This window comes from Nocardia sp. NPDC005746 (genome assembly GCF_040630785.1).
Taxonomy (GTDB): domain Bacteria; phylum Actinomycetota; class Actinomycetes; order Mycobacteriales; family Mycobacteriaceae; genus Nocardia.
This window is the reverse complement of record NZ_JBEXYE010000008.1, coordinates 245,855-262,695: the sequence shown is the minus strand read 5'-3', so window position 1 is coordinate 262,695 and position 16,841 is coordinate 245,855. Positions and strand designations below refer to the sequence as shown.

Sequence of the window (16,841 nt, the reverse complement as noted above, 5' to 3'; positions counted from 1 at the left end):
GTTTGTCACGCCTTGGCGGCGCGCTTGCGGGGCTTCTTGGTGGGTGCCCCGGTGGTCGGCGTGGGAGCCGGTCGGCTCGCCAGCCATTCGTGATGGGCGCGGCCGAGTGCGGTGACCGGGTCGTCCCCGTACAGCCACTCCCGCGCGATGCGGTGCCAGTTGCCGGTCGCTTCCAGCTGCCCGAGCATGCCGAAGGTCAGGAAGTCGGCGCGGCGGGAGAACAGGTGCTCGGGCGGCAGATTCTGCTGTTTCATGCCCTCGAAGTCGGTGGCCCGCGGGTCCACCGCGAGTACGAAGGCGCCGGAGGCCAATTCGGGGGTGATGGTGAGTTCCTCGTCCACCAGCGCCCATTCACACGCGGCGAGTACGTATTCCAGGCATTCCTCGGGCGTGATCTCCTCGGGCGATTCGATGACGCCGCGCTGCACCATGAGGTCGCGCAGGTCCTCGGCCCGCTCCTCGGCGGCCGCGCGAATGCAGACGGCCTCGAAGCGCACGTGTTCGGGATCCATCCGGTTGTAGAGCCCGAAGTCCAGGAACGCGACCCGGCCGTCGGGGCCCAGCAGCAGGTTGCCGGGGTGCGGGTCGCCGCAGAACTCGTTGAAGGTGAACAGCGAGCCCACATAGAACCGGTAGATGATCTCGCCGATCCGATTCCGTTCGGCCGCGGGCATTTCCCGGATCTCCTCGAAGCCGCGGCCGGGGAAGTACGCGCTGACCAGCACGCGGGTGGTGGACAGTTCCGGGTAGGTGGTGGGCACCACGATGAACGGGTGCCCGGCGAACAGGTCCGAGATCTGCTTCTGGGTAGTGGCCTCGGCGACGTAGTCGAGTTCGCTCTCCAAGTTCAGCCGCAGCTCGTCGAGCACGGCCGGGGTCACCCACGGCATGGCGGACTGCAGGATGCGGCGAAACATGGCCAGGTTCTTCAGGTCCGCGCGGACGGCGGTGTCGATGCCCGGGTACTGCACCTTCACCGCGACCTCGCGGCCGTCGTGCAGGGTCGCCTTGTAGACCTGCCCGATCGAGGCGGCGGCGACGGGTTCGGGATCGAATTCGGCGAAGACCTTCTCCAGCGGCTGCCCGAAGTCCTCCTCGATGACCGCCCGCATCACCTCGAACGACACCGAGGGCGCGCTGTCGCGCAGCACCGCGAGCCGCCGCTGGAACCGCTCCCGATGCTCGGGCGGCACCAGGTCCAGGTCCAGCACCGACAGCATCTGCCCGAGCTTCATGGCGACGCCCTTCATGGTGCCCAGCACCATGACCATCTGCTCGGTGGCCCGGATCATGGATTCCTCGGCCATCCGGGCGCGCACCGCCTCGGATCTGCCGCGCATGGAGCGCCGGGTCTTCTGGGCGCGCAAGGCATTACCGGCTACGGCGATTCCCAGCTTCGTCCCCCGCGCGAGCCTGGATGTGGGCAGCTCTTTCGCCATCAGTGACCCTCCATGGGAGCCAACACCCCCGTTGGTGCCGACATGGCGGAAACCCTGTGATGTGAGCGCCTCAGAGGGTGCGCTCCGCCGAACTCAGACTAACCACACTGGGAACTCCAGTGCTAGCCGTCAGCTAGCACTGTTTGGGGTGTTCTCCGCATCGGGTAGCACGTGGGGGCGCGAGTTGAAGTAATGGCGGTCGCCGCCCGCGCGGACCATGCCCTCGATGGCGCTCCAGGCCATCATGGTGAGGTAGTCGAGCATTTCCTCGCTGGACATGGTGCGGTTGGAGATCCACCAGTCCGTGGCCAGCTGCACGCCGCCGACCAGCACGTAGGACCACAGCATGGCGCCTTCGGTCTGCAGGCCGCGGTCGAAGGACTTGTCGATGATGACCGCGGAGACCACCTGCGCGAACAACTTCTCGAAGTCGGCGAGGGTGGAGGTGTCGGTCGCCGCGCCGTTGCCCATGATGAACCGGTACACATCGGTGTCCGAATCCACGGTGTGCACATACGCCGCCAGCGTGTTGCGGACCAATTGGTATTCATCGAGGTCGTCGCTGATGGCGCCGTAGATGCGCGGCATCAGGGTGGTCTCGATGAACCGTTCCATGGTGGCGCGGGTCAAATCCTGCTTGTCCGAGAAGTACCGGTAGAGCACGGTTTTGGAGACGCCGATCTCGGCGGCGATCTCGTCCATTCCGGCATCGCCGCCGCGCTTGCGGATGGCGGCGAGGGTGCCGTCCACCAGTTCTTCGCGTCGGTCGATCTTGTGCTGCTGCCAGCGGCGTTTGCGGCCGTCCACACGACCCCCGCGTGGACCGGTGGCCGCCTCGACGGCTGCACTCACGCTGCCTTTGGTGGTCACGCTGCGTTGGCTCCTTGTTCGCGTCCTGGGCCTGGGCCTATTCAGCTTAAGCCTCCCATGCTGTGGATCGCCGCCGTTCGGGAAGGGCCCGGTGGCGGGGAGTTCGTCACAGCACGCGCCAGAATGGAAGTTATGGAGCAACCTGCCGGCAGTGCCGGGGTACTCGAGCAGACCGAGCCGAAGCCGATGAAGACCGTTCCCACCGGCGGCGGAGCGTTCGCCGATCTCCTGGACGAAGAGGGTAAGAAGCGCGAGCTGTGGCGTATGAAGGCCATCGCGACGGGCTTCCTGGCCGTGGCCACCGTCATCTACATCGTTTGCGCGTGGATCAGTTCCCGCGGCGGGGGCGGGGAGTGGGTGGGCTACGTCAAGGCCGCTTCCGAGGCGGGCATGGTGGGCGCGCTGGCCGACTGGTTCGCCGTCACCGCCCTGTTCCGGCATCCGCTGGGTCTGCCGATCCCGCACACCGCGATCATCCGCAAGAAGAAGGATCAGGTGGGGGAGGGCCTCGGTGACTTCGTGCGCACCAATTTCCTCTCGCCCGACGCCGTCGCCGTGAAGGTGAATTCCGCGCAGATTCCGTTGCGGCTGGGCCGGTGGATGGCAGAACCGGCGAACGCGGAACGGATCTCCGACGAGAGCGCGACGATTCTGCGCGCGGTGATCGGCGTGCTGCGCGACGAGGACGTCGAGCAGATCATCGACCAGACCATCGTGAAGCGGATCGCGGAACCGCTGTGGGGCCCGCCCATCGGCAAGGTCCTCAACGAGTTGATCGCCGACAACCGGCAGGCTCCGCTGCTGGATCTGCTGGCCGAGCGCGCGCACCAGTGGGCGCTGGACTCGCAGGAGACCCTCGACCGCATCGTGAACCGGGACGCTCCCTCGTGGGCGCCCAAATTCGTGAATTCGCTCCTGGCCGAACGCATTTATCGAGAGCTGGTGGAATTCACCTGGAAGGTGCGGACCCAGCCCGATCACGAGGTGCGGCTGGCCGCGAATCGCTTCCTCGAGGAATTCGCCCACGATCTGCAATTCGACGAGGCGATGATCGAGAAGGCGGAAAAGATCAAGACCGAGCTGATGGGCCGGCGCGAGGTCACCGGGATGGCGCAGGCCACCTGGCGGGCGGCCAAGCGGGTGATCCTGGAATCGGCCGACGATCCGAATTCGACCTTGCGGCGCAAGGTGTCGGAGAACGTGTTGCAGTTGGGTGAGCGGTTGTCCTCGGACCCGGCGATGCGCGATCAGGTGGACGGCTGGCTGGAACGGGGCGTCCGTTACCTGGTCGCCAACTACGGCGCCGAGTTCGCGGGTCTGGTCAGCGACACGGTGGCGCGCTGGGATGCCGAGGAGGCTTCGCGCAAGATCGAATTGGCGGCGGGCAAGGACCTGCAATTCATTCGCATCAACGGCACGGTGGTGGGTTCGCTTGCGGGCCTTGTGATCTACACCGTTTCGCATTTGCTGTTCAATGGCTGAACAATTGACCAATTGGCGCTTCTGTTGAAGCGCTGAGTGTTTGCCGACCTGGCATCGATAGGGCGTGCTAACAGAGCGCTTGCAAGAGTTAGCACCCCGTCCTAGAATTGGCCCCACAACCGCCGGAAGGTGAGTGATGAAGCACGATCCCGAGGTTCCCGAACCGATCGAAGGCGACGCAGCGGAGACGTCCGCCGCCGGAGATCGGTCGGGCCGCGTAGCCAACGCGGCTCACGACATCGGGGGCTTCATCCGCTCGCAACGCGAGGCCGCTCAGGTCTCGCTGCGGCAGCTCGCACAGCTGGCGGGGGTGAGCAATCCGTACTTGAGTCAGATCGAGCGCGGACTGCGGAACCCGTCCGCCGAGGTACTCGCGCAGATCGCCAAGGGTCTGCGGGTCTCCTCGGAGGTCTTGTACATGCGGGCCGGGTACCTCGAGCAGAGGCCGCACGGCCCGGTCCGTGATGCCCTGCTGGCCGACAACGGTCTGACCGAACGTCAGAAGCAGGTCCTCTTGGACATCTATGAATCGTTTTGCCGGGAGAACCAGGCTAACGAGGACAGAGGGGACGCAACGGAGCTAATGGGGGGCGTTCCCGGGGGAAACAGGGACAACGAAGTTCCGCACCGCACAACCGAAGTTCCGCCACGCCAGGAGAGCGAACCATCATGACCGAATCGAATCTGACCGCAACCGTCACCAAGCCGATCTACGCCACCGTCGGCGCCGGCGACGCCCTCTATGCCGTCGTGACCGACGCCGTCTCGCAGATCCGTGAGCGTGCCAACTCCGCCGACGTGCAGGGGCGCATCGACGAGGCTCGCGAGCGCTTCGCCAACCTCCCGGCCGACCTGCAGGAGCAGGCCGAGACGCTGCGCCAGCGCGTGCAGGCGCTGCCGTCCGAGCTGCCCGAGGACCTGGCCGAGCTGCGCGAGAAGGCCACCCCCGAAGAGCTGCGCAAGCTGGTCGACCAGTACTACCACCAGCTGCTGGACTTCTACGCCGACCTGGCCGCCCGCGGCGAGGAGACCGTCGAGAAGCTGCGCGCCAACCCGGCCTTCGAGGACCGCTTCGAGCTCGTCGAGTCCCGCTACAACGACCTGCTGGCCCAGACCCAGGACGTGCTGGGCAAGGTCACCGACCAGGTCGGCCCGTACCTCGGCTTCACCGCCAAGGAAGAGGAGGCCCCGGCCGACGAGACCGTCGACGCCGAGGTCGTGGACGTGACCACCGAGACCGCTCCGGTCGAGGACGAGGCCCCCGCCGCCAAGAAGGCCGCTCCGGCCAAGAAGGCTCCGGCCAAGAAGGCCGCGCCCGCCAAGAAGGCCGCCCCGGCCAAGAAGTAGGTCTTCGCGTTCCGCGAAAGAGCTTGTCGCCCTCGCGCACTCCGGTGCGCGGGGGCGACGCTCGTTTCGGGGGTCACGCGGATTCGTGTCGTGCCCGGAAGTCGCGGTGGCCGGGTCTTCGCTCCGTATGATGGGTGGCGTGATGGGAATACCCGGACTGATTCTGTGGGTCTTGTGGCTGGCCGCGATGGGCATGACCGTGTTCGCCCTCGTGCACGCGATTCGGCAGCGTCCGGATGCCTTCACGGCCGTGGACAAGCTGACCAAGCCGGTGTGGATCGCCATTCTGCTGGCGTCGCTGGGCGGGTTGCTGCTGGGGCAGACCGCGGTCGGGTTCCTCGGTATCGCGGCGGTGGTCGCGACCGGTGTCTACCTGGCCGATGTGCGCCCCAAGGTCGATGAGATCCAGCGCGGGCCGCGCTGGTAGTCGGGCCCGAGAACTTCGGCCGCCACCCGGATCACCGGGTGGCGGCCTCTTTTTTGTGCCCGGCACGGTGTGCGGTGGATTCCGACTGGGGAACTTTTCGGGTGCTTGCACTAGCTAGCACCCGGTACTGCGGGTTACTGTATCTATCAGTAACACAAAGGAGTGTCCTATGCGGGCAACGCTGCCTCACCCTGCGGACCTCGGCCGGAAGGTCCGTGACCTGGTGCTCGCGCACCGGGCCGACCTGCGCACCCGGACCTACGGCACCGCGGATCTGAATCCGCCCGCCGGACCCTACGAGGTCCTGCCGGTCACCGCCTCCGACGGCGCGCGGCTGCGGGTGCACGCCTACGGTCCCGCCGACGGCGATGTGATCGTGCTGGTGCACGGCTGGACCTGCTGTCTCGAATACTGGAATCCCCAGATCAACGCCTTCGCCGGTGAATACCGCGTGATCGCCTACGACGTGCGCGGGCACGGGGAGAGCGACGAGGGCACCGCCCCGCTCACCACCGATCAGCTCGCCGACGATCTGGCCGAGGTCCTCGACGCGGCACTGCGGCCGGGCAGGCGGGCCGTGCTGGTGGGACACAGCCTGGGCGGCATGACGATTCAGGCCTGGGCGGGCCGCTATCCGCGGCGCGTGCAGAAGCAGCTGCTCGCGGTGCTGCTCACCAATACCGCGGCCGGCGACCTGATCGCCGAGACCACCGTGGTCCCGTTCCTCAACCGCGGCGCCGCCGCGCTGCCGTTCCGGGCGGGTCTGCTCGGGCTGAGCGCGCCGATCCTGTTCCCGCCGGTCAAGCCCGTGCGGTGGGTGTTCCGCCGCCAGGTCATGAGCCTGGCGTCGGTCGGCGACATCGCCGACTTCGGCCTCAATATCGTGCGGTCCTGCCCGGCTCGCGTGCGTGGGCGGTTCGGAACCCTGTTGTCCTACCTGGACGTCGGGCGCGGTGCGGCCAACCTGACGGTGCCGACCACCGTCATCGCGGGTTCGGCCGACGACATGACCCCGCCGGTGCACGCGGAGCGGATCGTGGAGATGCTCGCCGAGACCGGCAGTCTGGACGCCTATCGGGTGCTGCCGACCGGGCACCTCGGCAATGTGGAGGCCTATCGGGAGTTCAATGCCGAACTCGCGCGCGTCGCCGGGGCCGCTTTCGGGGTTCCGGCGAAGGTGGTGGGCGCCTGAGGGGTGGGTCTCGCTCACCCCTGGGGGACCTTATTCGTGAGGTCGCGCACCGCGAACATTGTTGTATAGCAAGAAGATATATACCCGCTTGCTGTTGCAAGCACCCCGGTTAGCGCGATACTGTGGTCTGGAACACAAAGGAGTGCTCATGCTGGTGAAACTGCCAGAGGCGGGTGTCGGCGTCGACGCGCTCACCGCGCCCTTCCGTTCCGGGCTGCGGTCCCGGGCCTACCGGACCGCATCGCTCAACTCCCCGCGCCCCACCGAGGTCCTCCCCGTCACCACGCGGGACGGCGCGAAGCTGCGCGTCCACGCCTACGGTCCGGCCGACGGTGACGTGATCGTGCTGGCGCACGGATGGTCCTGTGCCATCGAATACTGGAACCCGCAGATCAACGCCTTCGCGGGCGAGTACCGGGTGATCGCCTTCGACCAGCGCGGCCACGGCGAAAGCGAGAGCGGCACGCGCCTTTTCAGCGCCGATCAGCTCGCGGACGACTTCTCCGACCTGCTCGACGCGGTGCTGGCCCCGGGCCGCCGCGCGGTGCTGGTCGGGCACAGCATGGGCGGCATGACCATTCAGGCGTGGGCCGAACGCTATCCGCACCAGGTCCGGCATCGGGCTTCGGCGGTGCTGCTCGCCACCACCGCCGCGCGGCAGATTCCCAACCGCGCCACCGTGATTCCGTTGCTCAATGACGTGATCCCGGGTCCGGACTGGCTGGCGCTGGCGTTGTTCGGCACCCCGGTGCCACTGCCCGGCGGTCCCGCGGTCAACCTGATCGCCAAGCATCGGCTGATGACCCCGGAAGCCACCCGCGACCAGATCCTCTTCGGCACCTCGATCGTCCGGTCCTGCCGTCCGTCGGTACGCGCTGCCGTGGCCCGGGGCCTGCTCGAACTCGACCTGCACGGCGCCGCGGCGCATTTGACGGTTCCGACCGCGGTGGTCGCGGGTTCGCACGATCGGCTGCTGCCGGAGGTGCATTCGCGCGAGATCGCCGACACCCTCGCCGTCGCCGGACATCTCGACCGGTACACCATCCTGCCCACCGGGCATCTGGTGAACATCGAGGCCGAGAAGGCGTTCAACGTGGAGCTGCACCGCGTCATCCGCCGGTCGCGCCGCGACCCGATCGCCGTCGCCGGCTGAGCCGGACCAACGACAACGCCCGCCCCGGGAAAGCCGGAGCGGGCGTTGGCTTTTCGGGGTCCTATTCGAAGACGACGGTGCGGCGGCCGTGCACCAGCACCCGGCCCTCCAGATGCCAGCGCAGACCGCGGGCCAGCACCACGCGCTCGATGTCGCGGCCCTGCCGGACCATGTCGCGCACGGTGTCGGAGTGGTCGATGCGGGTGACGTCCTGCTCGATGATCGGGCCCGCGTCCAGTTCGGCGGTCACGTAGTGGCAGGTCGCGCCGATCAGCTTCACGCCGCGCGCGAATGCCTGGTGGTACGGGCGCGCTCCGACGAAGGACGGCAGGAAGCTGTGGTGGATATTGATGGCCTTGCCTGCCCAGTGCTCGCACAGTTCGGCGGGCAGCACCTGCATGAAGCGGGCCAGCACCACCGCGTGCGGGTCGTGGGCGTCGACCAGATCCCGCATCTGCTCGAAGGCGGGACCGCGTTCGGCCGGATCCTTCGGGAACGGGATGTAGTGGAACTTGATGCCGTGCGCCTCGGTCATCGCCGCCAGGTCGGGGTGGTTGCCGATGACGGCCTCGATGGTGGCGGGCAGCTCGCCGGAGGCGGCGCGGCCCAGCAGGTCGTGCAGGCAGTGGCCGTCCTTGGAGACCAGCAGCACCGCGCGGCGGCGTTCCCCGGAGTCGTGCAGCTGCCAGTCGGTCTCCGGGCCCAGCTCGGCGGCGACGGCGGTGAACCGGTCGCGCAGCTCGTCCAGGTCGAACGGCACGGTGGCGGCCTTGATGGCCTGCCGGGTGAAGAACCACCCGGTCTCCAGGTCGGAGTGGTAACCCGCCTCCACGATCGACCCGCCGAAATCGGCGATGAACGAGGTGATGCGGGCGATGATGCCGGGACGGTCCGGGCAGCCCAGGGTGAGCACGTAGCGACGGTCGTCCAGGGTGGAACTCATGAGGGACATACTCCCAGCAACCGCCCGGCTCGCGGCACAGGGGTGAAGCACGCCCCGGTCAGAGCGTGTAGAACGCCTCGGCGTAGTGGAAGTCGCCCTTGATCTCGAGTTCGTAGGCGGTGAGGGTGCGGACCTGGAAGTGGGTGGCCCAGTCCGGCTGGTCCGGAATGACGCCCACCCGGGTGCCGGGTACGAAGCCGAAGCGCGGGTAGTACTCGAGGCTGCCCAGCAGGCCCACGAGGGGCTCGTCGAGGGCGTCCGCGGCCCCGAGGGCGGCGTGCATGAGGGCCGAGCCGATGCCCGCGGCCTGATGGTTCGGGAGCACCCCGAGCGGCCCCAGCGCCAGCACCGGGAACGGGCCCACGGTCGCGCGGGTGAGGCAGACGTGGCCGACCACCTGATCGTGGACCTCCGCCACCAGCGACAGGGTCGGGACCCAGACGGCCGCGTCGTCGCGCAGCTTGTGCACCAGGCTCACTTCGACGGGGTCGCCGGAGACGTGGGAGGAAGGGGAATCGCCGTCGGCAGCCGCGCGGCGATCGGGGCTCGCACCGAAAGCGCCGCGGTGTACCGCGTCGATCGCGGCGGCATCGCCGGTACGTTCACGACGGATCAGCACGCCTACAAGTCTGCGTGACAGCGGCGGCGGCCCGCAACAAAGATGTGCCAAACTCGGTGCTCATGCCGAAGATTTCCCGCTCTGACGTGGCGGAGATGATCGATCACACACTGCTGTCACCCGATTCCACCCCCGCTGATGTGACCGCGCTGGTGGCCGAGGCGCGCGAATTGGGGGTGTTCGCGATCTGCGTGTCGCCGTCCATGTTGCCGGTGCGCGCGCCCGGTCTGGTGGTGGCCACGGTCGCGGGTTTCCCTTCCGGCAAACATCATTCGCTGGTGAAGGGGGCCGAGGCGCGGCTCGCCGTGGAGCAGGGCGCGGCCGAGGTGGACATGGTCATCGACGTCGGCGCGGCGCGCGCGGGCGAGTACGGTGCCGTGCTCTCCGACATCGTCACCGTGCGGGAGGCGGTGGGAGATCGCGCCCTGCTCAAGGTGATCATCGAAGCGGCGGCGTTGAGCGATGACGCCATCGTGGAGGTGTGCCGGGCCGCGGAACGCGCGGGCGCGGATTTCGTGAAGACCTCCACCGGTTTTCACCCCGCGGGCGGCGCGAGCGCGCATGCGGTGCGGCTCATGGCCGAGACGGTCGGCGGGCGGCTCGGGGTGAAGGCCAGCGGCGGGATCCGGGACGCGGCGCAGGCGGCGGAGTTGATCGCCGCCGGCGCCACCCGGCTGGGTCTGTCCCGGTCTCGCGCGGTGCTGGAAGGGTTTCCGGTCTAGCGGCGGCCGGTCAGCAGAGGATGGGCTGCTGCTGCGCGTTCGGATCCGCCTGCAGCACGGTGTTTCCGCCCTGCAGCGTGATGTGCAGGCCCTCCTTGGTGACCTCGACCTTGTTGGGGGTCAACCCCATCGGGTAGGTCTGCAGGCTCTCGGTCATGAGCTGGACGATGCCCGAGACCAGATCGGTGGGCAGCCCGAAGCCGAGCAGCGACGCCTGCAGCGTCTCGACCTCGATCTTGCCGTCCACGATCTTCGGCTTGACCTGCAGTTGGGCCAGGCCGCCCAGCACCGCGAAGCTCAGTGTGCCGGTGGCGGGATCGGAGGCGGTGGCCGAGACCAGACCGGCCATCGTCTGGGTGATGCCGTCATTGCTCCAGGTGACGTCGGCGTTGGAGCTGCCGACGCTGGCCTGCTTGCCGCCGTCCTTGGTCTCGACGTCGTGGAAGGTCGCGTGCACGACCATGCCCTGGGCCGGGCCGAACTTGGAATCGTCGCTCTGCACGGTGACCTCGCCGACCTTGTGGTCGATCATGGTGAGCAGCAGCGGCTTCCAGCCGAACGAGACGTCGATCTTGGAGCCCATCTGGGCCTCGAACTGCGAGCTGATGCACTTCTGGACCTTGTGGCGAGCCCAGGCCTCGCCGCCGGCGAGTCCGCCCGCGACCAGTAGTGCGGCCACCAGGGTGACGATCAGCAGGGTCTTCTTGCGGCTGCGCCGCGGACCGGATGAACCGGTCTGTCCGCCACCGACTTTCGCCGGGGGAGGTGGAGTGCCCGGTGGCATCTGCATACCGCCGGACTGGGTGATCGGACCCGAAGGTCCTGCCGGATAACCGGGTCCGCCCGGCAGAACCGCGGTCGGGCCGGTGCCGTTCGCGAGTTTCGCGGTGTCGGCGGTCGGCGTCGAGCCGGTGCCGGGATGGCCGGTCGCGCCCGCCGCGTAGGCGGCCTCGCCGGGGTGCAGGACCTGGGTGGGCTGGACGTCGGGATCGGGGGTGGCCGGGGTGCCGGTGTGGGCGGGATCGTTCCACCAGTCGGTGGCCGCGTCCTGTCTCGCACCTAGGACCTCGGTGGGCGTGCCGTCTGGTTTATCGAGGTCGACCGGCTGCGCCGTGGAGTCGCCGGGCCGCACGGTGGGGTCGACCGGCTGCGCGGCGGAGGTGTCGCGCTTGGTTGCGTCGTCCGAGGTGGGTTCCGAACTCATGGGGGCGATTCTTCCCGAGCTTTCTGTGTTAGCTCTGTGCATCCTGTGAGGTGTCGGCACACAGCCGCGGAATGTGACATAACACACATGGGTCCGGCTTATCCTGAGTGCCATGGCTGGGAACGCGGCACCGGGGGATCCGGAACACGGATGGGACGCGTTGCGGGAGCAGGCCGGGCGGCACGCGGGATACTTCACCACCCGACAGGTACTGCGCACCGGATGTGAGGTCCGGATCCGCGACGGATTACGCGACGGCAGCGTGCTGCGGTCGGGGGTGGGGCTGCTACGGCTGGCCGACTGGCCCGACGGGCCGCTGGACGAGTACGCCATGTGGTCGGCCTGGTTCGACGGGGCGGCCGCCGTCTCCCACCACAGCGCCGCCGAACTGCACGGGCTGGGCCGGCTGCGGCCGCGGTTCGTGCACCTGTCGGCGCGGGTCGGGCGGTTCCCGCTGTCGCCGCGGCTGGTGGTGCTGCGGCGCAGTTTCGCGCGCAAGGACGTGGAATCGGCGGGCGCGTTCCTGGTGACGACGCCGCTGCGCACCGTCATGGATCTGGCCGAGGCCGGGATCGGGCAGGCCGCCCTGGACGAGGTGGTCTCCGACGCGGTCGCCATCCACCGGTGCGCGCGGGCCGAGATCCGTTCCGCCAGTGCGGCTCTGGACCCGGCCACTGCGGCCCGGCTGCAACGCGCGCTGGCTCGCGCGCAGGAAGATCACCGGTAGCGTTCGCCGGACGGCATTCCGGGGAGCGCGGCGTGCGGGTTTCGAGTTTTGCGGGCGCGCGATTCGTGGCAGGGTGACTGGTATGGGGACCGGTGCTGGCGTGTGGGATCTGGTGTTTCCGCCGGGCCCGCCCGAACGGATCGCGGACATGTTCTCGGCCGCCGTCGTCGCCGACGCGATCCGGCCCTACGACGCCGACCTGGCGCAATCCGTGGAGACCTGCCGCGACTGGCGGCACGGCTACCACCGCGTCTTCCGGGGCATGACGGCGCTGGCGATCAGCGCGCCCGAGATCTCGATCGGCATGGCCGAGGCCGGACTGCGCTCGGTGCGGCACATGCTGCGGTTCACCGTCGGCCGCACGGTCGCGGCCCTGGACACCGTCGACGTGGACGCCGCGGCCGACGGCGCCGGGCTGGAGACCGCCGCGGTGGCCGGCGAGGTCGCGGCGGTGAAGCGGCTCGAGGTGCCGTGGCGCGGATTGCTGCTGGCCGAGGACGCGCTGCGGCTGCGCCTGGCCGAATGGCAGACCCACGGCATCCTGGAAGCCGATTTCGTGGCCGCGATCGAGCGGGTCATCGACCATCCGGAGTGGCTGGCGCTGCCCGGTTTCCGGGTCACCGTGACCGGCGCGGGCGCGGAACTCGGTCCGCTGCGGCCGCTGCTGAACTGGGGCGCGGAAGTGCTCGCGGTCGATCGGCCGGGGCGGGTGCGCTGGGAGCGGCTGCGGGCGGCCGCCAAGTCCGGCGCGGGGGTGATGCGCTACCCCGTCGCGGACGGCGAACCCGGTGTCGACATCTCCCGAGGCTTTCCGGCTCTGGCGCAATGGATCACCGCGCACAGTGACGCGCGGCCGGTGCTCGGGCTCTACGCCGGGCTGCCCGGTGCCGCAGGGGTGCGGCTGGCGGTGGCCTCCGATGTACTCGCCGACGCGGTGCTGCGGCATCAGCCCGATGCGGCGCTGGCCATGCTGGGCTCGCCGACCGATACCTACGCGGTTCCGGCCTCGGTGGTGGCGGCGGCCCGGGATCACCTGGCGCAGCGCGGTTTCCGCGGCAATGCGCAGGATCTGCTGCACCGGGTGGCGCCGCGCTCGCTGTACCGGCTCAACTACACCCGCCCGATCTTCGACACCGAGGGCGGCGCGTGGGGGCTGTTCGACAACCTGCCCGCGCTGGCCGGGCCGGATTACGCACTGGCGCAACGGTTGCCGCGCTGGCGGGCGGTGCTGGCCGCCGCGGCGGGCTGCCCGGTGTCGTTCACGGTGGCCCCGCCGGCCTGGACCCGCGGTCTCGCCCGCGAGAACGGCTGGCGCGCGGCCGCGTACCGGGCGTCCTCCCGCTTCGGCATCGAGATCTTCGACCCCGCCACCGCGCGGACCCTGCTCGCCGCGAAGTTGGTCGCCGACCTGTACGCGCCCGACGAGCCGCGAATCTCCAACCCGGAAGCGCTGTTCGCGGCGGGCGCCGCCCACGGCGGTCTGTGGCGGCAGCCCTTCGCGCCGCGGTCGCTGCTCGCTCCGGCCGCGGTCTCCGGCACGGTGCGGGACCTGCTCCACAAGCTCCACTGATCCGCGCGTGGGTACCCGCGGATCAGTGCAGCCTGCGGTCGGCCACTGGTGCCCCGTCAGGGGGCCGGAGTGTGGGGACCGTAGGGGGACAGGGTAACTCGCGGGACTCGCTCAGGGCAGCGGCGCGACGGCGGACCACGGCACCGTCAGAGTGTTGTCCCGCAGGCGGCGGCGGTAGGCGCGGAGCGGAAAACCCTGCTCGCGCAGCAGGTTCGCGGCGTGGCGCCAGCGGACGCGAGGGCCGTAGGGGGCCAGCGGCGCGGCGACGGACCAGGCGCGGTCGGCGGCGGTCAGCAGGGTGTGGATGGGTTCGCCGGGGATATTGCGGTGGATGAGGGCCTTGGGGAGGCGTTCGGCGATGTCGGAGGGCGTGTCGACGGTGAAGGGGTCCCAGGCCAGGGTGAGGGACAGCGGGCGGGTGCGATCCAGGAGGACCCAGGCGCAGCGGCGGCCGAGTTCGTCGCAGGTGCCGTCGAGGAGCAGGCCGTCGGGGGCCAGCCCGGACTGGATGGTCGACCAGGCTTCGGGGACAGCGGATTCCGGATACTGGCGCAGCACGTTGAAGGCGCGCACCAGGGTCGGTCGCAGACCCGCGAGTTCGAAACCGCCGCGGGCGAACACCACTCCGTCCCGGCCCGGGACCACCCGTTCGGGATCGATCTCCAGGCCGACCACGCGGAGATCGGGCCGCACGGTCCGCAGCCGGGCCGCCAGCTCCAGGGTGGTGACCGGGCTGGCCCCGTAACCGAGATCCACCACCAGTGAATCCGCGGCGTCCAGCAATCTTCCGGTGACGAGCGGGTCGTGCGTCATCCACCGGTCCCCGCGGCGCAACCGGTTGATCCCGGTGGTGCCGCGGGTGATCGTGCCGATGGGTTTGGTTACCCGACGGGGTGCTGCTGATCCAGCCAAACCTTCGTCACCTCGGCTTCGGCGCGGAACAGGTCCACCAGATTCACCAGCATGAGCTGTTCGAGCCTGCGCCCGAGGAACGGAACATTGACCTGGGCCCGCGAGGAGGTGCGCAGGGTGCAGCCGGTCTCGGTGGGAAACAGCCGCATGCTGCCGCCGAGAGTGCCCGGGCTGCCGGGGATTTCGGCGGTGTAGGCGCCGGTCACCTCGGGACCGTACGGCCCGTAGGTTTCCCGGCGGGTGATCACCATGTCCTTGTGCACCACCATCTGCGCCATCTCGGGCAGGGTGTCGCGGGGCAGCACGTGACGTAGTTCGACCGTGATGCCGTCGTCGCCGGACTCCAGGCTGACGATGTCGTTCGGGGAATGCTTGCGCAGTTCCTCGATGCGGGCGTCCCAGTGCTCACGGTTCGTCATCGCCGCGTACACCTGGTGGGTGGTGTGCAGCGAATACCGCGCGGAATAGTCGAGTCGGCGGGCCACGATCGCTCAGGTTACTGCCGGGCGACCTCGGTCAGTGAGAACTCAGCCAATTGTCGGTGAACTCGGCCTCGCGCTCCAGCAGTTCGGTGAGGTGCTGCTGGATGGCCGCCTCGATCTTCTTGCCGAACAGCGGGATCTTCACCTCGATGGTGGCGTCGACCACGAAGGTGGAGCCGGTGCCGTCCTCGGTGACGGTGAGGCTGCCGGTGATGGTCGCGGGCGCGCCGTCCACGTATGCCTCGACGGTGCCGCCGCTGCCGTGCCAGATCTCGGTGCGCGGAATCGTCAGGCCGTCGGGCTTGATCGCGGTGATCTGGGCGGGCAGTTCCGCGGCCGGGATGGTCTGGACCATGTCGACACGCACCTGGTCACCGTTGATGGCGAGGCTCTCGATGCGAGCGTTGGGGCCGCCGACCGCCTCGATGCGGTCCTTCCAGTACTGCTCGTTCGCGAACGCAGCGCGCACCGCGGCCATGGGATGTGTCGAGTGCCCAGTGAAGGCCAGAGGTGTCGCCATGGTCGGACACGCTACCGTCTGTGCCTGTGCGTACTTCTCGGGTGGTGTCGTTCGACGACCTGCGGGACCTGCTGGCGGCGACCGGTGCGCGGCTGCGTGCCGGGGTCCCGCTGGCGGAACTGACGACCCTGCGGGTCGGCGGCCCGGCCACGGTGGCCGACTGCGAGACCACCGAAGCACTGGTGGCGACGGTCCGGGAACTGGACGCGGCCGGGATTCCGGTGCTGCTCGTCGCGGGCGGCTCCAACCTGCTCATCGGTGACGACGGCTTCGACGGGGTCGTGGTGCGGATCGCCACCGACGGCGTGGAGATCGGCGCGGACTCGGTGCTCGCCGAGGCGGGCGCGAACTGGGACGCGGTGGTGGCGGCCACGGTGGCGGCCGGGCTCGGCGGCCTCGAATGCCTGTCCGGCATCCCGGGTTCCGCGGGCGCCACGCCGGTGCAGAATGTCGGCGCCTATGGCGTCGAGGTGGCGAGTTTGCTGCGCAGGGTGCGCTTGCTGGACCGGGCCACCGGGGAGATCCGCTGGGTCGCGCCCGAGGAGCTCGGATTCGGGTACCGCACTTCGATTCTCAAGCACAGTTCCGCCGCGGTGGTGCTGGCCGTCGAATTCGCGCTGCGCGCGGACGGTTCCAGCGCGCCGCTGGGGTACCGGGAACTGGCCGGCGCGCTGGGCGCGGCCGAGGGCGAGTCCCGGCCCGCCGCCGATGTGCGCGAGGTGGTGCTGCGGTTGCGGGCGGGCAAGGGCATGGTGCTGGACCCGGCCGATCACGACACCTGGAGTGCCGGTTCGTTTTTCACCAATCCCGTTATTCCGGACGAGCGGGTGGAGGCCGTGCGCGCCGCGATCGCCTCACATCTCGGCGCGGATGTAACCGTGCCCACCTACCCGGCCGAGGGCGGGGTAAAATTCTCGGCGGGCTGGCTCATCGAGCGCGCCGGCTTCGCCAAGGGCTTTCCGGGCGACGGGTCTCCGGCGCGGTTGTCGACCAAACACACGCTGGCGCTGACCAATCGAGGCGCGGCTACCGCGACCGATCTGGCGACCCTCGCCCGCACGGTTCGCGAAGGGGTTGCCGAGCGCTTCGGCATCGAGCTGGAACCCGAACCCGTGACCGTGGGAGTGAGCCTGTAGCGGGTGGTGTCCACCACCAGTACAGCGTCCGGGATACACGGTTTGCGGGGGTAGGGTCGAACAAGTGAGTAATCGAGGACTGTCCCGCCGGTCGGC

Annotated in this window: 18 protein-coding genes; 10 read left to right on the top strand and 8 right to left on the bottom strand. The window is 69.1% G+C overall.

From position 1 onward, the window contains the following. Positions 1 to 5: 5 nt before the first annotated feature. Together ABZ412_RS17910 and ABZ412_RS17905 are read right to left on the bottom strand one after the other, a co-directional pair. The gene (locus tag ABZ412_RS17910) at positions 6 to 1,439 is read right to left on the bottom strand and encodes an AarF/ABC1/UbiB kinase family protein (protein WP_357281928.1); all 1,434 of its coding nucleotides are present in this window, start codon (positions 1,437 to 1,439) and stop codon (positions 6 to 8) included. A gap of 129 nt (positions 1,440 to 1,568) precedes the next feature. Beyond that, positions 1,569 to 2,291, bottom strand: a complete 723-nt coding sequence (locus tag ABZ412_RS17905; RefSeq protein ID WP_357282050.1) for a TetR/AcrR family transcriptional regulator — start codon at positions 2,289 to 2,291, stop codon at positions 1,569 to 1,571. Positions 2,292 to 2,495: 204 nt separating this feature from the next. On the opposite strand from ABZ412_RS17905, the gene ABZ412_RS17900 reads away from it, so the two are divergent. The 6 genes from ABZ412_RS17900 (at position 2,496) to ABZ412_RS17875 (ending at position 7,910) form a co-directional block, all read left to right on the top strand. After that, positions 2,496 to 3,791 carry a DUF445 family protein gene (locus ABZ412_RS17900; protein ID WP_357282049.1) on the top strand — a complete coding sequence of 432 codons (1,296 nt, stop codon included), beginning with the start codon at positions 2,496 to 2,498 and terminating at the stop codon, positions 3,789 to 3,791. Positions 3,792 to 3,927: 136 nt separating this feature from the next. Further along, complete coding sequence (locus ABZ412_RS17895) at positions 3,928 to 4,464, top strand: helix-turn-helix transcriptional regulator (RefSeq protein ID WP_357281927.1); 537 nt, start codon at positions 3,928 to 3,930, stop codon at positions 4,462 to 4,464. Continuing rightward, complete coding sequence (locus ABZ412_RS17890) at positions 4,461 to 5,138, top strand: heparin-binding hemagglutinin (RefSeq protein WP_357281926.1); 678 nt, start codon at positions 4,461 to 4,463, stop codon at positions 5,136 to 5,138. The genes ABZ412_RS17895 and ABZ412_RS17890 overlap by 4 nt, the downstream gene beginning before the upstream one ends. 130 nt (positions 5,139 to 5,268) lie before the next feature. Further along, positions 5,269 to 5,565 carry a DUF2516 family protein gene (locus ABZ412_RS17885; protein WP_357281925.1) on the top strand — a complete coding sequence of 99 codons (297 nt, stop codon included), beginning with the start codon at positions 5,269 to 5,271 and terminating at the stop codon, positions 5,563 to 5,565. A gap of 169 nt (positions 5,566 to 5,734) precedes the next feature. Beyond that, positions 5,735 to 6,757 (top strand): alpha/beta hydrolase, encoded by a 1,023-nt coding sequence (locus ABZ412_RS17880; RefSeq protein WP_357281923.1) that lies wholly within the window; start codon positions 5,735 to 5,737, stop codon positions 6,755 to 6,757. Positions 6,758 to 6,905: 148 nt separating this feature from the next. Further along, entirely contained in the window at positions 6,906 to 7,910 is a 1,005-nt protein-coding gene (locus ABZ412_RS17875; RefSeq protein ID WP_357281922.1) for an alpha/beta hydrolase, read from the top strand. A 61-nt stretch (positions 7,911 to 7,971) separates the two neighbouring features. On the opposite strand, the gene purU is transcribed toward ABZ412_RS17875, so the two are convergent. Together purU and ABZ412_RS17865 are read right to left on the bottom strand one after the other, a co-directional pair. Next, entirely contained in the window at positions 7,972 to 8,862 is an 891-nt protein-coding gene (purU, locus tag ABZ412_RS17870) for a formyltetrahydrofolate deformylase (protein ID WP_357281920.1), read from the bottom strand. 49 nt (positions 8,863 to 8,911) lie between these two features. Continuing rightward, a complete protein-coding gene (locus ABZ412_RS17865) occupies positions 8,912 to 9,472 on the bottom strand; it encodes an N-acetyltransferase (protein ID WP_357281918.1) in 561 nt (186 codons plus the stop codon). A gap of 62 nt (positions 9,473 to 9,534) precedes the next feature. Here ABZ412_RS17865 and deoC point away from each other — a divergent pair, with 62 nt between their 5' ends. Next, on the top strand, positions 9,535 to 10,194 hold the full coding sequence (gene deoC, locus ABZ412_RS17860; RefSeq protein ID WP_357281917.1) for a deoxyribose-phosphate aldolase: 660 nt from the start codon (positions 9,535 to 9,537) through the stop codon (positions 10,192 to 10,194). A 10-nt stretch (positions 10,195 to 10,204) separates the two neighbouring features. Here deoC and ABZ412_RS17855 read toward each other — a convergent pair whose 3' ends face one another. Continuing rightward, complete coding sequence (locus ABZ412_RS17855; RefSeq protein WP_357281915.1) at positions 10,205 to 11,398, bottom strand: DUF2993 domain-containing protein; 1,194 nt, start codon at positions 11,396 to 11,398, stop codon at positions 10,205 to 10,207. Between the two features lie 112 nt (positions 11,399 to 11,510). Between ABZ412_RS17855 and ABZ412_RS17850 the strand changes: the two genes are divergently transcribed. Further along, positions 11,511 to 12,125 (top strand): hypothetical protein, encoded by a 615-nt coding sequence (locus ABZ412_RS17850; protein WP_357281913.1) that lies wholly within the window; start codon positions 11,511 to 11,513, stop codon positions 12,123 to 12,125. Positions 12,126 to 12,207: 82 nt separating this feature from the next. Further along, positions 12,208 to 13,695, top strand: a complete 1,488-nt coding sequence (locus ABZ412_RS17845) for a hypothetical protein (protein WP_357281912.1) — start codon at positions 12,208 to 12,210, stop codon at positions 13,693 to 13,695. 111 nt (positions 13,696 to 13,806) lie between these two features. On the opposite strand, the gene ABZ412_RS17840 is transcribed toward ABZ412_RS17845, so the two are convergent. The 3 genes from ABZ412_RS17840 to ABZ412_RS17830 all read right to left on the bottom strand — a co-directional run bounded on the left by ABZ412_RS17840 (position 13,807) and on the right by ABZ412_RS17830 (position 15,609). Further along, entirely contained in the window at positions 13,807 to 14,508 is a 702-nt protein-coding gene (locus ABZ412_RS17840) for a class I SAM-dependent methyltransferase (protein ID WP_357281910.1), read from the bottom strand. A gap of 68 nt (positions 14,509 to 14,576) precedes the next feature. Then, the gene (locus ABZ412_RS17835) at positions 14,577 to 15,092 is read right to left on the bottom strand and encodes a DUF2505 domain-containing protein (protein ID WP_357281909.1); all 516 of its coding nucleotides are present in this window, start codon (positions 15,090 to 15,092) and stop codon (positions 14,577 to 14,579) included. Between the two features lie 31 nt (positions 15,093 to 15,123). Next, complete coding sequence (locus tag ABZ412_RS17830; RefSeq protein WP_357281907.1) at positions 15,124 to 15,609, bottom strand: DUF2505 domain-containing protein; 486 nt, start codon at positions 15,607 to 15,609, stop codon at positions 15,124 to 15,126. A 41-nt stretch (positions 15,610 to 15,650) separates the two neighbouring features. On the opposite strand from ABZ412_RS17830, the gene ABZ412_RS17825 reads away from it, so the two are divergent. Further along, a complete protein-coding gene (locus tag ABZ412_RS17825) occupies positions 15,651 to 16,745 on the top strand; it encodes a UDP-N-acetylmuramate dehydrogenase (RefSeq protein ID WP_357282047.1) in 1,095 nt (364 codons plus the stop codon). Positions 16,746 to 16,841 lie beyond the last annotated feature (96 nt).

Coding starts and splice junctions, on each gene's coding strand:
- ABZ412_RS17910 (WP_357281928.1), bottom strand. CDS start 1,439: ATGGCGAAAGAGCTGCCCACATCCAGGCTCGCGCGGGGGACGAAGCTG.
- ABZ412_RS17900 (WP_357282049.1), top strand. CDS start 2,496: ATGAAGACCGTTCCCACCGGCGGCGGAGCGTTCGCCGATCTCCTGGAC.
- ABZ412_RS17895 (WP_357281927.1), top strand. CDS start 3,928: ATGAAGCACGATCCCGAGGTTCCCGAACCGATCGAAGGCGACGCAGCG.
- ABZ412_RS17890 (WP_357281926.1), top strand. CDS start 4,461: ATGACCGAATCGAATCTGACCGCAACCGTCACCAAGCCGATCTACGCC.
- ABZ412_RS17885 (WP_357281925.1), top strand. CDS start 5,269: ATGGGTGGCGTGATGGGAATACCCGGACTGATTCTGTGGGTCTTGTGG.
- ABZ412_RS17880 (WP_357281923.1), top strand. CDS start 5,735: ATGCGGGCAACGCTGCCTCACCCTGCGGACCTCGGCCGGAAGGTCCGT.
- ABZ412_RS17875 (WP_357281922.1), top strand. CDS start 6,906: ATGCTGGTGAAACTGCCAGAGGCGGGTGTCGGCGTCGACGCGCTCACC.
- purU (WP_357281920.1), bottom strand. CDS start 8,862: ATGTCCCTCATGAGTTCCACCCTGGACGACCGTCGCTACGTGCTCACC.
- deoC (WP_357281917.1), top strand. CDS start 9,535: ATGCCGAAGATTTCCCGCTCTGACGTGGCGGAGATGATCGATCACACA.
- ABZ412_RS17855 (WP_357281915.1), bottom strand. CDS start 11,398: ATGAGTTCGGAACCCACCTCGGACGACGCAACCAAGCGCGACACCTCC.
- ABZ412_RS17850 (WP_357281913.1), top strand. CDS start 11,511: ATGGCTGGGAACGCGGCACCGGGGGATCCGGAACACGGATGGGACGCG.
- ABZ412_RS17845 (WP_357281912.1), top strand. CDS start 12,208: ATGGGGACCGGTGCTGGCGTGTGGGATCTGGTGTTTCCGCCGGGCCCG.
- ABZ412_RS17840 (WP_357281910.1), bottom strand. CDS start 14,508: ATGACGCACGACCCGCTCGTCACCGGAAGATTGCTGGACGCCGCGGAT.
- ABZ412_RS17830 (WP_357281907.1), bottom strand. CDS start 15,609: ATGGCGACACCTCTGGCCTTCACTGGGCACTCGACACATCCCATGGCC.